Raw genomic sequence first — 14,297 nt, forward strand, 5'->3', positions numbered from 1 at the left:
GCGAGCGTTAAGGAGGGTGCTGACATCAAACGTCAGAGGGGTCGAAATTGGACGCGATTTTCGCCCCTCAGGGGGTCGTTATTGCAAGCGAATTTACAGCGATGATCAAATCTGCGACCGTCCCGTTTCATGCCGGAATTATATCACCCCCGCAAACATACGACTAGCAAAATGTCGTCTTAATTACCGACTGCTGAGTAAGTGCCGTTTGCCATTTCAGCCCCTGTGAACAGCCGCATCTTCCTGGTTCGATGTCCGCTTCAGAGGCGCCAATCAGCCCGTCTGACCGGCCGAGTTGAGCGCAAAGCAGGCGGTCTGTCTTCGGCTGGATCGGGCCGAAAGCGGAATGGCAGGTCTGGAGCAGGTTGGGGCAATAAGCTGCCGTTCGCTTGACCTCATCCTCTGACGGCTCTCAACAGCGGCCTTTTGCGGACGTGGGAACACTTGGTGTATTGGCGGCCTTACTGTAATGTTTGCAGCCTGCTCGGCTAGCAAGCATTTTGGGTTGAAACATCCGTCTCGACAGGAGGCCCACGCGGTGAAATCCCCTCGTTTTGGTGTTGTCCCGAAGTCCATGCGAACGAGATACGACGCCGTGGTCGCGCTGACGGATGCGTTCTGCCGTGACCACCTGAACGACGAATATCGCGATCTCGCGCAGGCCATGACCGCGGCACTCGGCCGCAAGCGCCCAAGCCCGCTGGCCTCGGGGCAGCCGCGCACTTGGGCCTGCGGTATCATCCACGTATTGGGCCAACTCAACTTCCTGTCGGACAAGGCGAGCCAGCCTTACATGACAATGGCCCAGGTCAGCGCCGCGTTTGGCGTCGGAGAGAGCACGGCGAGCGCCAAGGCGCGGGCCATCTCGGAGGCGTTGCACACGAACCGCATGGATCCGACCTGGATGCTGAAGAGCGTTGTTGACCGGAATCCGTTCGTGTGGATGGCTGAGGTAAATGGGATTTTGGTCGACATACGCCAAATGCCACGCGAGGTGCAGGTGATCGCCTACGAGAAGGGCATGATCCCCTACATTCCGGCAGATCAGGTATAGCTCATTCATCCGGAGGTGGGCTGTCCACCGAACCCAGTCAACGGAGTTACTCCCGAGAACGACTGCTCTGGAGGAACGGTGCTGCTGGTTCGAACGGCGATGATGAGCGCATTGCTGCCGGGCCTTGCACCGCCGCCACTCATGGATTGATGAGGGGATTCCAGCAGCGTGAAACGGCGCGACGTCGCGCGAGGCCATTCACGGGAAACGGTCCGGACGGACCCTGTGAGAGGGCGTCGCTCCGTTCGAGGCGGGCGATCTGCGATGGGGTAGCTTTGGGTGCGTTGTGTCGTTCGCTGTGCGGCCTGGCGAAGTGGTCGGGCTGGCTGGGTTGGTCGGTTCGGGGCGGACGGAGACGATGGCGGCGCGTTTCGGCGCCGGGGGGCACAGAGGGTGGGGCAAGGCGGGTCGGTGGTGCCTCTGGCTCCTTGCCCATGTCCGGAGGATCGATTGCGGCTGGTTGGGCGGTTTTATCGGGGGACCGGCGGGGGCCGGGGATAGGACCCAAACTGTCGGTCACTGAAACCCTGAGGGCAACCGCCCTGGACGGCATGAGCAGCGCCGCGTGCAGCCCGGCTGGGCGGGCGGGGAAAATATGGCGTGAGAGCGACAGCGGCCGGGTATCGGCGGTGCCGAGCCGGACCAGTTCGAGCACGGGCTGACCCGCCGCCAGACCGAGGACCTCGCGGATGGTCGCGCACGCGGGCGCGCCTGGGCAAAGCGCAACGGCGTATCCTTGTCGGCACCGGACGGGCCGACGATCAGGACGAGCCGGCCGGCGCTGTTATCGTACGCGTCATCCGACGCTGTTATCGTATGCGTCATCCGACGCGGGTACCCTCGCGCCAGACCGCGCGCACCACCGGCAGCGCATTGTGCAGGCGGACCCGCACGATATCGGCGCGCAGACCCGGCGCCAGCCGGCCGCGATCGGCGAGGCCGACCATGGCGGCGGGGTTGGCGGTGATCAGGCGGATGGCGTGTGGCAGGTCGCACGCGCCATGGGCCACGCAGGCGAACGCTGCCTCGATCATCGAGGCGGGGACGTAATCCGAGGCGAGGGCATCGACCAGCCCGGCGCGGATGAGGTCCAGCGCCGCGACATTGCCCGAATGCGAACCGCCGCGCACGATGTTGGGCGCACCGGCGATCGTGGTCATGTCGCAGGCACGCGCCGCCGCGGCGGCGGCGTGCGTGACCGGGAACTCGGCGATCGCGATGCCATCGGCGTGGTTGCGGGCGATCTCCTCGACCGTGCGATCGTCATGCGAGGCGATCGGCACGGCGCGCGCCCGGGCGCGCTCCAGCACCAGGGCTCGGTTGGGCGCGTTGAACCGGGCCTGCGCATCGGCGAGGCGGCCGATCATGGTGGTGATCGCGTCATCCGTATGGCCCTCGCGGCGGCGCATCCGGCGGAATTTTTCGACATCGGCGTATTGGCCGACGCCGGGGCTGTGATCCATCAGGCTGATCAGCCGGACCAGGGCATCGTCGATGGCCCGATCGAGCATGGCGGGGAGTTCGCCGGCGGGCAGTTCGCAGCGCAGATGCAGATAATGGTCCGATCTGAGCATGCCGGTCGCGGCCAGCGCCTGCAGGTCGTTCAGCCCGTCATCGAAGGTCTGGTTGCGGCCTTGTTCGAAGCCGATGTCACCGAGGCAGAGCGCATCGAACACGGTGGTGACGCCGGCGACCGCGCATTGGGCGTCATGCGCGAGCAGGGCGGACCGGGAGGGCCAGCGCGCGTTGCTGCGGGGCAGGACCTGGCGTTCGAGATTATCGGTGTGCAGATCGATGATGCCGGGCGTGAGGTAATCGCCATCGCAGTCGATGCCGCCGTGGGCGGTGCCCGCCTCGATCGTGGTGATGATCCCGTTCTCGATCACGAGGCTGCCGGTGATCACGCGATCGTCGAGGATGATTTGGGCGTTGCTCAGCAGCGTCATGCGGGCTCCAGGGCGGCGGTGTCGTCCACCGCAGGGGTCAGGGTGAGGGTGCGGTCGGCGATGCGGTCGCGGCTGGCGGTGTCGTGGAGAATGCCGATCACGGCGGTGCCGGCCCGCGACATCGCCCGCATGAACGGCAAGACGTAGCCGAGCGTGCCTCGGCGCAGCGCGATGATGGTTTGCGCATCCGTTTGCGCCAGATCGACCATGGCATCACTATGCCGGATCAGGATACGCCCGCGATAGATGCGATCAATGCCGTAGAGTGACCGCAGCAGCGTCGATTGTCCCGCGGCCGGCGGGCCGGCGAGCACGGCGCATGCCCCCGCCCGCACCGCACGATCGACAAGCGCCATCGCCTTGCGATCGGCATGACCGGAGCACCGCCCGTAGCCGCGGGTGAATTGCGGCGGTGCGGATTTTGAAGCGGCGAATTGGTTCGCCGTCTGGCATTCGGTCAGCATTACGTCACCGATCTCGATCGTGAGGCCGAGTTCGGGCGGCACGATCGAGACCGCGACCTTGCCCATCCGCAATTCGCCGACGAACGGATGGGTATGGCGGTAGCCGCGCTGCGTCGAATGGCCGAGTGCCGACAAAAACCACTCGGCACCGCGCGCCGGCGCCACCGATTCGGCTGCGCACCATCGCCATGCCGGTCTCCGGCCGGCGCAGGTGGCTGAAGTCCGGCACCGTCGGCAGGCCCGACAGTTGGGATATGATGCGCGCATGACCAGACAGGGCGAAAACGCCGAGCCAGGCCGGGCGCGTGCCGAGATGAGCGGGGCCAATATCCGGTTCGGCGGCGGTATCATCCAATATATCCAGACATCTATACGGATTTCTGAGCGTGTCCAGGCGACCGGTCTCACCATATGATCCGCTCTCGGGGCCGTCCAGGCCGGTAACTGCCGCCGCCCACCGTGGCACTCTGGGACGCGATGAGCAGCCACGCTTCTGAAGAAGCGATGGTGGCTTCAAAATCCTCGGCGAGGGTCCCGGCGCGCGCGACGGCGGCTTGTGGCGACCAGCGCCCCGTTGATCACAAACAGCAGTCCGCTGTCCCGCCAACGGAAAAATGCCATTTCAGATGGCGCGCATGCTGTTGATCGACGGCCGGCCCTCCGTGCTGCAACGCGCCAGAAACGGTGAAATAACGGCCCGCTCCTCGTCAGTGCTGTCGCTTACATACCGCAACGCGCTCCTGTCCGGGTGTCGTCGAGTGATTTCAGCCCAGGCCACATGATCCTTCGTTGTCCTCGCAACCGATAGTGAAGCGTACCACACTGAAATCACTCATCTTAGCGTTTTTTCGCCAAACATTTCGGTCGGCCTCTTCTGAAAATGAGACGAATCGTGAGAGATTAATCCACCTTCCACATGCACGAAATACTGGATTGGGAAGGTTTTATTAACTTATACCGTGTATTGGTTCCCCTCGGCTTACCGTTACATGGATTTAGCCGCAGTACATGAGCCATGTTTTATATCTCGGAGAATTCGAATGCGATTGTCGTTTTCTGGCATCGTTATATGCATCAGCGACAAAAGCGATCCGCTATGACGGCTACGCTATCGTACAATGTAGCCCATTCAGGGATCGTATTATTAAGGACTTTTCGATGACCGTAATAACAAATGTTTGTAACGTTGAATCCGATAGAACGGTCAGCTCTAGGTCAATCCTTCAATCACCGTTTGTATTCAAATATAACAAAAAATTGAAATTAACACGCGCAGAATATGACTCTATTTCGCCATGTTCTGTGGTCCAACAATACTGTCACAGAGCCCGGCTCCCCTCCAGCGAGTTATCGAGCCGCCATCGATTTTACTCTATATCACAAAGCATTAGAAAACATAATATACAAATATGATTTGGCTTTCTGAAGATAGCTAGAGCATAATTTCTCGTAATGCAACGTCATGCCAGGTCACCGAATAGATGAATGTTTTGCTAGTAAACCCCAATTCATCTACAAAAGCCTACCAGGGCTTAGCGGACATATACGCCGCTATTGAGCCGCCAACTTGGGCGCTTTTGCTTGCAGAAAGCTGCCGATCCAAAGGTTTCGGCGTTGGTATATTAGACTGCGATGCCGAACGTTTGTCCCTCGAACAGGCGGTGGAGCGGATCGAAAATCACAGTCCCCGTCTTGTTTTGATGGTGGTTTATGGCCAGAATCCAAATTCTGGCACAACAAGCATGATAGGTGCGCTCGCGCTTGCAACATCAATCAAGGAAACGGGTCTTGCAACCAAGATCGCGTTTGTCGGCTCACATATCAGCGCCCTTCCTCTAGACGTTTTGACTTATCCATGCGTTGACATTGTCCTTCTCAACGAGGGCATCTATGCTTTACACGATCTCTTAAGGAGCAATTTGAACACCGATCTCGCAAGAATCAAGGGTATTGGCTATAAGGAATATTGCTCGGGCAGCGATCCCGTTCCGAAATTAAATCCGCCGGCTCCAATCGTTCCCCAGTCGAATATGGACGACGATATGCCTGGATATGCGTGGGATTTGTTGCCGTATCATACCAAGCCGCTCGACCTTTATCGATCGCACTTCTGGCACGCGGGGTTCGATCACGCAAAGCGATCACCTTTCGCTTCGATTTATACGTCGCTTGGCTGTAATTTCGGTTGCGATTTCTGTATGATTAATATCATCAACCGTATTGACAACCGGCATGAAATCAATGCGGCTCACTCCCGCGGCATGCGATACTGGAGCCCGAGGTGGGTGATGCGGGAAATGAAAAAACTTGCCGAACTTGGTGTAGAGACTCTTCGTATCTCAGACGAGATGTTCTTTCTCAACCGAAAGTACTATCAGCCGATCCTCGATATGGTTATAGAGCAAGAATTTGGATTTAATATGTGGACTTATTCCCGTGTTGATACTGTACGACCCGATGCCCTTGAGATTTTCAAGAAGGCAGGCGTCAATTGGTTAGCACTTGGTATAGAAGCGGGGAATCAAACAGTAAGGCAAGAGGCACACAAAGGGTCATTCAAAGAAATCAATATTCGTGATATCTGCTCCACAATAAGTGGTTTCGATATAAATATCATTGCAAACTACATATTTGGATTTCCTGATGATAATATGGGCACTATGCAACAAACCTTGGATCTTGCTATTGAACTTAACACCGAAATGGCCAACATGTATCCATGCCAGGCCCTGCCAGGGAGTCCAATGTATCACACGGCCAAGCAGCACGGGTGGCCCCTTCCTGACAGTTTTGAGGGTTACGCATTTTTATCGTACGAAAGTCAACCGCTGCCGACCAAGCACCTAACTTCCGCTCAGGTTCTGCGCTTTCGCGATGAGGCGTGGCGCACATATTTCACGAATCCCACATATCTCAATCTCGTTGAGAAACGGTTTGGCTCGGGCCAGCGGCGTAATATTGAGGATATGTCCAAAATTACGTTGAAACGGAAGATTCTCGGAGATTGAGGGCACAATGATTATCACTAGGACGCCATTCCGTATCTCGTTCTTTGGAGGAGGTACTGATTATCCGACTTGGTTTCGCAGGCATGGTGGTGAAGTGCTCGCAACGACGATCGACAAATACTGCTACATTTCATGCAGGCGGCTGCCGCCCTTTTTCGAGTACAAGCACCGGATCGTCTACTCACATATCGAAAACGTTATGTCGCCCGAGCAGATCCAGCATCCCGCAGTGCGCGCCGTGATGGCATGGCAGCATGTAACCGAGGGGGTAGAAATCCACCATGACGCAGATTTACCGGCCCGCAGTGGGTTAGGCTCAAGCTCATCATTCACAGTCGGGTTGATCAACGCGCTTGCTGCCCTCGATGGCCGTCAAATCAGCAAGGCAGGTCTTGCCCATGCAGCCATTCATGTCGAGCAGAACGTGATCGGCGAGAGTGTTGGATCGCAGGATCAGATTTCGGCTGCATATGGTGGCTTCAATTGGATCGAATTTCAACGAGATGGCGGCTTCTTGGTCGAGCCAGTCGTCCTGAACCAGGCTCGCAAGCAGGAACTGCATTCGCACCTGATGCTTTGTTTTACGGGCTTCTCGCGGATAGCGTCGGACGTCGCAAAATCGAAGATCGACAATATGCGCGAAAGGGTGACCGAGCTGAGCAAGATGCGCGCCATGGTCGCCGACGCCGTACAGATCCTGCGGGATGAAAACTGTCGCATCGAGGAATTTGGCAAACTGCTCGACGAAGGCTGGCTTTATAAAAGGTCATTGTCCGATCGGGTGTCGACCCCTGAGATTGATGTCATGTACGAAACAGCGATCAATGCCGGTGCTTTAGGGGGTAAGCTTCTCGGCGCCGGTGGGGGCGGGTTCCTACTCCTGTTTGTGCCACCGGCGCGACAGGACGCTGTGCGCGCGGCGCTCCCAAATGTCGTTCATGTTCCATTTCAGTTTGAAAGTTCAGGAAGCCGGGTCGTCCTTTATGAACCGAACGGTTTCTAGCCAAATGGATAGAGCATCTAGGATATACGTCGCCGGTCACCAGGGTCTCATCGGATCAGCGGTGCTCCGCCTACTCGCCACTCAGGGTCATGAGAATATCGTCACGGCGAAGCGCACCGACCTTGACCTGACTTATGCTGACAATGTCCATAAGTTTTTTCAAATAGTGAGACCAGACTATGTGATCCTCGCCGCTGGAAAGGTCGGCGGGATTATTGCAAACTCTCAATACCCCGCTGATTTCATCACGGCTAATCTCGCAATCCAATTAAACGTCCTTCAGGCTGCCTACAAGGTCGGTGTTGCAAAGCTGATTCTCTTCGGATCATCCTGTATGTATCCACGGCACTGTTCCCAGCCGATGGCTGAAACCGCCCTGCACACCGGCCTTCCTGAGACTACGAGCATGGCCTACGCCGTAGCCAACATGGCTGCGATCGAGATGTGCCTCGCGTACAATCGCCAATATGGCAATCAGACCTTCGTCCCCATAATCCCAAGCAACGTCTACGGCCCAAACGACAACTTCAATCTGGAGTCCGGCCACGTGGTCCCGGCGCTGCTTCGTCGATTACACGAAGCGCGCGTGAGCGGGGCTCCGCATATCACCCTTTGGGGTTCGGGACAGCCGAGGCGAGAATTCATCTATGCAGATGACGTCGCTGCGGCAGCGTACAACCTGCTTAACACGTCGTGCCATAGCTTGGAACTTCCGATCAACGTTGGCTATGGTCGCGATCTATCCATTAAAGATCTCGCAAACTTGGCAGCGGAAGTCACCGCTTATAAGGGCCAGATCCTATGGGACGAGTCGAAACCGGACGGTTCACCACGTAAGCTGCTCGACAGTCGCCGCCTCCTCGACCGCGGCTGGTCGCCTAAGGTTGAACTGGAAGACGGGTTGCAAAGGACTTACGCCTGGTATGTTCAACAACGTGAAACCGTAAGTTAAGATGTCAGGGCCAATTATGGATTTGACACAGCGGGCGAATTGGGTGTGGCAGCAGACCGTCGCTGTGCATCGGCGGACACCCGAGACGCGGCTAGCATCGTCACTGTCGTCAATCGAAATTTTCGTAGCTCTTTACTACGGTGGGATACTACGCCATGACCCTTTGCAACCTTTAGCCGAAGAACGTGATCGCTGTATTGTAAGTAAAGGGCATGGGTCGATCTGCCTCTATCCAATCCTCGCCGATCTCGGATTTTTTTCACGTAGTGAACTTGACCGTGTTGGTGTCCGGGGGGGAATCCTCGGCGGGATTCCAGATCCCGTAATCCCAGGCTACGAGACTGTAAACGGCTCGCTCGGGCACGGACTGGGCGTTGGCGCGGGTATCGCGTTTGGATTGAAGCGGAAGGCTTCAACGCGGGATGTCTTCGTGATTTGTGGCGACGGTGAGCTTCATGAAGGTGCAAATTGGGAGGCCATCATGTTTGCGAGCCACCACAGCCTCGACAACCTTCATCTCATCGTCGACAACAACTCAATCTCGATGCTCGGCTATACCGACGAAATTGTTAGTCATGTTGACTTGACGAGACGGCTGGAAGCATTCGGCTGGGACTGCGCGGAGGTCGATGGACACGACGTTTTCGCAGTGCGCGACGTGCTTGCATTGTTCAAGCAACGGCGCGCGGGTAAACCAAAGGCCCTCATCGCGCGGACGCTCAAGGGTCACGGTGTCCCGGGACTCGAAAATGAACCGCTGTGCCACATCCTGAACCCGAAACCCGAACATCTCGATCGGTTGCTGAAGGAGCGCACGTGAAGATCAAACCAGTCGCGATGCGCGATGCCCTGCTTGAACGCGTATGGCGTGAAATGCGCCGAGACAGCTCGATCTTCGTTACATGCGCCGATTTTGGCTCACCGATTCTTGACAACATAAGGGGCGAGTTCCCGGACCGCTTTGTAAACGTAGGTATTGCGGAACAAAACCTGATCAATATCTCAGCCGGACTCGCTCTGGAAGGATACAAGGTCTTCGCGTACGCGATCGCACCTTTCATCACGATGCGCTGCTATGAACAGACGCGCGTTAACCTTGCACTCCTGTCGACTGTTAGGCCCATGAATGTGACGCTGCTCGGCGTCGGGGCAGGATATAGTTATGTCGTGTCCGGCCCAACGCACCAGTGCTACGAGGATATCACCCTGATGCGGGCGATGCCGAACATGCGGGTACTGTCGCCGTCCGATCATGTTGTTGCGGCGGCACTGTTCGATGTTTGTCACGCCGCGCCCGGACTGAAATATGTTCGGCTTGATGCGCAGATTCTGCAGGTCGTCTATTCGACGAAAGGGCCGGATATCCCGCGCGGATTTCACATCCATCGTACAGGAGGCGAGACATGCTTTGTCGCTACGGGCTATATGCTCCACACGGCGCTGGCAGTTGCCGAGGCTCTCGGAGTAGAGGGCATTCCAGTTGGGGTCATTGATCTCTTCGACCTCTCCGTTTTTGCTCAGGATGATCTGCAGCAGACCCTGATGCCTTACCGTCGCGTGATTTCGATGGAAGAGGGCTTCAAAGGCTGCGGTGGCATGGATGCGTTGCTTGCCCAATTCCTGCGGGAGAGGGACCTTAATCTTAGCTACATGAATATCGGCGTCGAGGGTGGATACCAATTCGAGCTTGGATCTCGAGTTGAGCTGCACGAGCAGGTCGGGATCGGACGGACTGCCATCATGGCAAAATGCAAGGAATTCATAGGTGAATAATGCATATTTCATTAAAACTAAATCGGTAATACGATGAAATTTCCATTGATGCGCAATAATATTCTTCGTGAAGACCTGGATGCCGTAATTGAGCATCTTAAGGCAGACGACCCTATCCTTACGCACGGCCCGAATGTGCGGGCGTTCGAGGCCGAGTGGTCGGAATGGCTTGGCGTCAAATACAGTGTCTTCGTCAATTCAGGTGCCTCGGCTAATCTCCTGACCATGGCACTCCTCAAGATACGCCATCCAAAAGGGGGTGAAGTCATCGTCCCGCCGCTCACCTGGAGTTCCGACATTGCGTCAGTCCTACACAACGGGTTCACGCCGGTGTTTGTCGATATCGATCCGAGATCGCTGGCGATTGATCCGGCAAAAGTAATCGAGAAGCTCGGCACCGATACCCGAGCGGTATTTCTGACCCATGCCCAGGGCTTCGACGGCCTAACCGATGAGTTGATCTCTGTCCTGGCATCCCGCGGCATCCCTCTGATAGAGGATGTATGTGAGTCGCACGGTGCGACTCATAACGGCCGCAAGCTAGGCACATTCGGTTGGGTCTCTAACTTCTCTTTCTATTATGCTCATCATATGAGCACCATCGAAGGTGGTATGGTTTGTACCGATGATCCCGAAGTTTATCAGCAAGTCCGTATGTTGCGTTCCCACGGCATGGTGCGCGAAGCTAGCGACCTAGCACTCCGGGAACGTTACGTTAGCGAGTTCCCGACGCTAAACCCGGACTTCATCTTTGCTTATCCCGCCTACAACATGCGAAACACCGAGATCGGCGGAATCTTGGGGCGTCGTCAGTTGAAGCGCCTCGACTGCAACGTGCAGCTGAGGACGCGAAATCTTCTTCGCTTTTTGGCGCGTATTGACTCCGACATATATCGAACCGATTTCAAGATAAGCGGTTCAAGTAACTACGCTTTCAACTTGATCCTTCGCCGCGGCGATGATGAGTTGGTCTCTCGGCTGATGGAGCGAATGCGAAATCACGGAATCGAATTCCGACGTGGTAGTGCCGGGGGAGGCAATCAGCTGCGCCAACCCTATCTACGCGGCATCGTCAACGATGATCATTACATGGATTTCCCCGAAGTCGATCACATCCATTTCTACGGGTTCTACATTGGGAACTTCCCGGACTTGCAGAACGAAGAGATCGATGAGATCTGCGATGTTCTTAATACAGTGGGATAGACAGAGCCGATGGCAACTGCGATCATTCTGGCTGGCGGACTTGGCACACGGCTTCGTGAGGTTGTTCCGGAGCTTCCTAAACCGATGGCACCGATCAACGGCCGACCATTCCTTGCGCTCCAAATTGACTATTGGATTGGTCAGGGCATCGACCGGTTCGTTCTCTCGGTCGGATATTGTGCGGATACGATTCGCTCGTACTTCGGAGCAGCGTATCGCGGACGACGCTTAGATTATGCCGAAGAGCGATCTCCACTCGGAACTGGAGGCGGATTACTAACGGCGCTGAAAGGCATCGACGAGAGGGTTGTTGTGCTAAATGGAGATACATTCTTTGCGCTTAGTTATCCGAAGCTTCTAGATTTTCACGTCGCGCACAATGCGCGGCTGACCATGGCGTTACATCGCCGGATTGATGTTGATCGTTACTTGGGGGTCGAGCTTGATTCTTCTGACCGGATTTCGGCGTTGACCTCAAGTTCCATGAGTGGTGGGGGACTCGTGAACGGTGGCGTCTACCTGATCGAGCCATCGTCGTTGCGGGAGTTCGGCCTCCAATCCGGTGAACGCTATTCACTCGAGAGTGAGATCTTGCCGCGGTATATCGGAATGGCAAGCCAGATTTATGGCATGGAGTGTCCCGGCACATTTATCGATATCGGAACACCAACCGATTATCACCGAGCCCACGATCTCCTCGCGGGTCGAAGCGGCACGAAATCAACCTTATCGGGGAGATAGCTAGATGAGTGGACATGTGGACGTTCTGAGGCGCAACTTACAAGCTTCAGTCGATGCAAAACTGCAGTTTCTCGAGATGACAGCCCAACATGCAGCTTTTGACGCCGCGATGCGCGTCGTCATCGAAAGCTATCGCCGTGGTGGGCGTCTCTATGTTGCAGGCAATGGTGGTTCTGCGGCCGACGCGCAACACCTGGCTGCCGAATTTGTTAGTAAGTTGTGGCGCGACCGCCGTCCTTTACCGGCGGAGGCGCTCACAGTGGACTCCAGTGTCTTGACCGCAATCGGAAACGACTATGGGTTCGATGAGTTGTTTGCACGGCAAATCCGGGGAAAAATGACAAGCATAGACGTTTTTCTTGCAATCTCGACGTCTGGACGCTCGCGCAATTTGTTGCGTGGACTCGACACCTGCCGCGAACTTGGCATCGCGAGCATCGCCTTTCTCGGGCGAGATGGCGGTGAAATGCGTGAGCGCGCGGACCATTGTATTATCGTTCCGGGCGACCTCAGTAGCGTAATTCAGGAAGTCCATCTCGTCATGGCTCACTCGCTTTGTGAGTGTGTAGAAAATTCATTGTTTCCAGAGTTTTTTTAGAGTAGGAGTGTTATTGATGGCGTACCGTATTCTGGTCACTGGAGGTGCTGGCTATCTGGGCTCCACGATGGTCCCGGATTTGCTTGCAGATGGCCATAAAGTTGTTGTTCTTGACAATTTCATGTTTAAGCAGACGAGCCTTAATAACTGTTGCCATTACCAAAACTTTTCCGTTGTTAAGGGCGATATTCGAGTGGAGGCGACCGTTGCGCCGCTGCTCAAGGAGGCCGACATTGTTATCCCCCTGGCGGCCCTAGTAGGCGCCCCATTGTGCAATCTTGATCCGATTGGCGCAACGAGCACAAACCATGATGCCATCGTGCTAATGCTTCGATTGTTGTCAAGGGATCAGATGATCCTTATGCCCACGACTAACAGCGCTTATGGCACAGGCGACGAGAACAATTTGTGTACCGAAGAATCGCCGCTCAGGCCCATTTCAAGGTATGCAGTAGAGAAAGTAGCGATTGAACGCGAACTGATGCAGCATGCGAATGCGATCAGCTTCCGGCTTGCGACTGTGTTCGGGATGTCGCCGCGTATGCGTGTCGACCTGCTGGTCAACGATTTTACATACCGGGCCGTGCACGACCGCTTTATCGTGCTGTTCGAGGGACATTTTAAGCGCAACTACATCCATGTGCGCGACGTATCTCGCGCGTTTCGGCACGCGTTGAGCCAGTTTGATTCGATGAAGGGGGAGATCTACAACGTTGGCCTGTCCGATGCGAACGTGTCGAAGGCGCAATTATGTGAGCATATTCAGCGCCAATGCCCTGATTTCGTGTTCGTCGACGCTCCTGTTGGCAAGGATCCGGACCAACGCAATTACGTTGTTTCGAATGCCAAGATCGAAGCAACGGGTTTCACGTCGAAGTTTTCTCTCGATTGGGGAATTGGGGAACTTATAAAAGGGTACACTATGATAAAGAACTCTGTCTACAGTAATGTCTGATCAGCGGCAGCATGCAGTTGCGCCGCTGCGCCATCACGGTAGCGCCACGAGCTCAGCCACGGAGATTGAACAAAACTTCCGTAATGTAAAATCGATATTAACACGATTTGGAATCGTTGATCTGTAATGGAAAAATTCAGACTTTACGTTACGACGAAAATTTCCATTCGATTCGACCAGTTCTTGGGTGGCGCGCACGGGATTCGAGCGTAACCTCGATCTAGATGGAGGGTACATTTGTACGGGTGCAACAACACCAAATATAGCCGAGTTGCTTCCGCCGATTGAGCGCGGCGATGAGTGTCGCGTTGGGTACCTTGCACAGACTATCGCGACCGAATATTGGGTCCTTCACCACGTTCATGATGTTGATTATGTCGGTGTCACGGGTTATCGGCGCTATCCGTTATTTTTGCACGACCGCGGCGACCAGAATGCCCTAATACACACTCAGGCAACTCCCGAAACCATGCAGGCGATCTGCGGGGCCCATCACTTGGTAACCGTTCACACCCCCGGGTCAGATCGCTAGCTGGGCAGGGATGGTGGGCAGCAGATTGTTAGAGCGAGCGGCGGTGATGAGGGCGTAGGCATAGG

Annotated in this window: 12 protein-coding genes and 1 pseudogene; 10 read left to right on the forward strand and 3 right to left on the reverse strand. The window is 55.9% G+C overall.

Annotated elements, in window-relative coordinates; all coding sequences use genetic code 11:
* Nucleotides 1–595: 595 nt before the first annotated feature.
* A complete protein-coding gene (locus B7X49_RS13400) occupies nucleotides 596–1,054 on the forward strand; it encodes a DUF6398 domain-containing protein (protein WP_286705053.1) in 459 nt (152 codons plus the stop codon).
* Between the two features lie 139 nt (nucleotides 1,055–1,193).
* Here B7X49_RS13400 and B7X49_RS13405 read toward each other — a convergent pair.
* The 3 genes and pseudogenes from B7X49_RS13405 to B7X49_RS13415 form a co-directional block, all read right to left on the reverse strand.
* Nucleotides 1,194–1,748 (reverse strand): annotated as a pseudogene (locus tag B7X49_RS13405) (hypothetical protein); the annotation flags it as partial.
* A gap of 127 nt (nucleotides 1,749–1,875) precedes the next feature.
* Nucleotides 1,876–3,000 carry an alpha-D-ribose 1-methylphosphonate 5-triphosphate diphosphatase gene (locus B7X49_RS13410; RefSeq protein WP_286705052.1) on the reverse strand — a complete coding sequence of 375 codons (1,125 nt, stop codon included), beginning with the start codon at nucleotides 2,998–3,000 and terminating at the stop codon, nucleotides 1,876–1,878.
* On the reverse strand, nucleotides 2,997–3,629 hold the full coding sequence (locus tag B7X49_RS13415; RefSeq protein ID WP_408735584.1) for a carbon-phosphorus lyase complex subunit PhnI: 633 nt from the start codon (nucleotides 3,627–3,629) through the stop codon (nucleotides 2,997–2,999). Before B7X49_RS13415 ends, B7X49_RS13410 begins: the two co-directional genes overlap by 4 nt.
* Before the next feature lie 1,316 nt (nucleotides 3,630–4,945).
* On the opposite strand from B7X49_RS13415, the gene B7X49_RS13420 reads away from it, so the two are divergent.
* The 9 genes from B7X49_RS13420 to B7X49_RS13460 all read left to right on the forward strand — a co-directional run bounded on the left by B7X49_RS13420 (nucleotide 4,946) and on the right by B7X49_RS13460 (nucleotide 13,700).
* Entirely contained in the window at nucleotides 4,946–6,472 is a 1,527-nt protein-coding gene (locus B7X49_RS13420) for a B12-binding domain-containing radical SAM protein (protein WP_286705051.1), read from the forward strand.
* 94 nt (nucleotides 6,473–6,566) lie between these two features.
* Nucleotides 6,567–7,475, forward strand: a complete 909-nt coding sequence (locus B7X49_RS13425; RefSeq protein WP_286705050.1) for a kinase — start codon at nucleotides 6,567–6,569, stop codon at nucleotides 7,473–7,475.
* Nucleotides 7,476–7,479: 4 nt separating this feature from the next.
* Complete coding sequence (locus B7X49_RS13430; protein ID WP_286839749.1) at nucleotides 7,480–8,427, forward strand: GDP-L-fucose synthase; 948 nt, start codon at nucleotides 7,480–7,482, stop codon at nucleotides 8,425–8,427.
* Between the two features lie 16 nt (nucleotides 8,428–8,443).
* On the forward strand, nucleotides 8,444–9,247 hold the full coding sequence (locus B7X49_RS13435; protein WP_286705048.1) for a transketolase: 804 nt from the start codon (nucleotides 8,444–8,446) through the stop codon (nucleotides 9,245–9,247).
* Nucleotides 9,244–10,200, forward strand: coding sequence for a transketolase family protein (locus B7X49_RS13440; RefSeq protein ID WP_286705047.1), 957 nt, complete (start codon nucleotides 9,244–9,246; stop codon nucleotides 10,198–10,200). Before B7X49_RS13435 ends, B7X49_RS13440 begins: the two co-directional genes overlap by 4 nt.
* 48 nt (nucleotides 10,201–10,248) lie before the next feature.
* Nucleotides 10,249–11,406 (forward strand): DegT/DnrJ/EryC1/StrS aminotransferase family protein, encoded by a 1,158-nt coding sequence (locus B7X49_RS13445; RefSeq protein WP_286839741.1) that lies wholly within the window; start codon nucleotides 10,249–10,251, stop codon nucleotides 11,404–11,406.
* Nucleotides 11,407–11,415: 9 nt separating this feature from the next.
* Complete coding sequence (locus B7X49_RS13450) at nucleotides 11,416–12,147, forward strand: sugar phosphate nucleotidyltransferase (protein WP_286839743.1); 732 nt, start codon at nucleotides 11,416–11,418, stop codon at nucleotides 12,145–12,147.
* A gap of 4 nt (nucleotides 12,148–12,151) precedes the next feature.
* Complete coding sequence (locus B7X49_RS13455; protein WP_286839744.1) at nucleotides 12,152–12,745, forward strand: SIS domain-containing protein; 594 nt, start codon at nucleotides 12,152–12,154, stop codon at nucleotides 12,743–12,745.
* A gap of 16 nt (nucleotides 12,746–12,761) precedes the next feature.
* Nucleotides 12,762–13,700: an NAD(P)-dependent oxidoreductase gene (locus tag B7X49_RS13460; RefSeq protein WP_286839746.1), complete on the forward strand. Its 939-nt coding sequence runs from the start codon at nucleotides 12,762–12,764 to the stop codon at nucleotides 13,698–13,700.
* The last annotated feature ends 597 nt before the right edge of the window (nucleotides 13,701–14,297 follow it).

Origin of the sequence: Acidiphilium sp. 34-64-41 (assembly GCF_002282635.1) — a bacterium.
Lineage (GTDB): Bacteria > Pseudomonadota > Alphaproteobacteria > Acetobacterales > Acetobacteraceae > Acidiphilium > Acidiphilium rubrum.

Coding starts and splice junctions, on each gene's coding strand:
- B7X49_RS13410 (WP_286705052.1), bottom strand. CDS start 3,000: ATGACGCTGCTGAGCAACGCCCAAATCATCCTCGACGATCGCGTGATC.
- B7X49_RS13420 (WP_286705051.1), top strand. CDS start 4,946: ATGAATGTTTTGCTAGTAAACCCCAATTCATCTACAAAAGCCTACCAG.
- B7X49_RS13430 (WP_286839749.1), top strand. CDS start 7,480: ATGGATAGAGCATCTAGGATATACGTCGCCGGTCACCAGGGTCTCATC.
- B7X49_RS13435 (WP_286705048.1), top strand. CDS start 8,444: ATGGATTTGACACAGCGGGCGAATTGGGTGTGGCAGCAGACCGTCGCT.
- B7X49_RS13445 (WP_286839741.1), top strand. CDS start 10,249: ATGCGCAATAATATTCTTCGTGAAGACCTGGATGCCGTAATTGAGCAT.
- B7X49_RS13450 (WP_286839743.1), top strand. CDS start 11,416: ATGGCAACTGCGATCATTCTGGCTGGCGGACTTGGCACACGGCTTCGT.
- B7X49_RS13455 (WP_286839744.1), top strand. CDS start 12,152: ATGAGTGGACATGTGGACGTTCTGAGGCGCAACTTACAAGCTTCAGTC.
- B7X49_RS13460 (WP_286839746.1), top strand. CDS start 12,762: ATGGCGTACCGTATTCTGGTCACTGGAGGTGCTGGCTATCTGGGCTCC.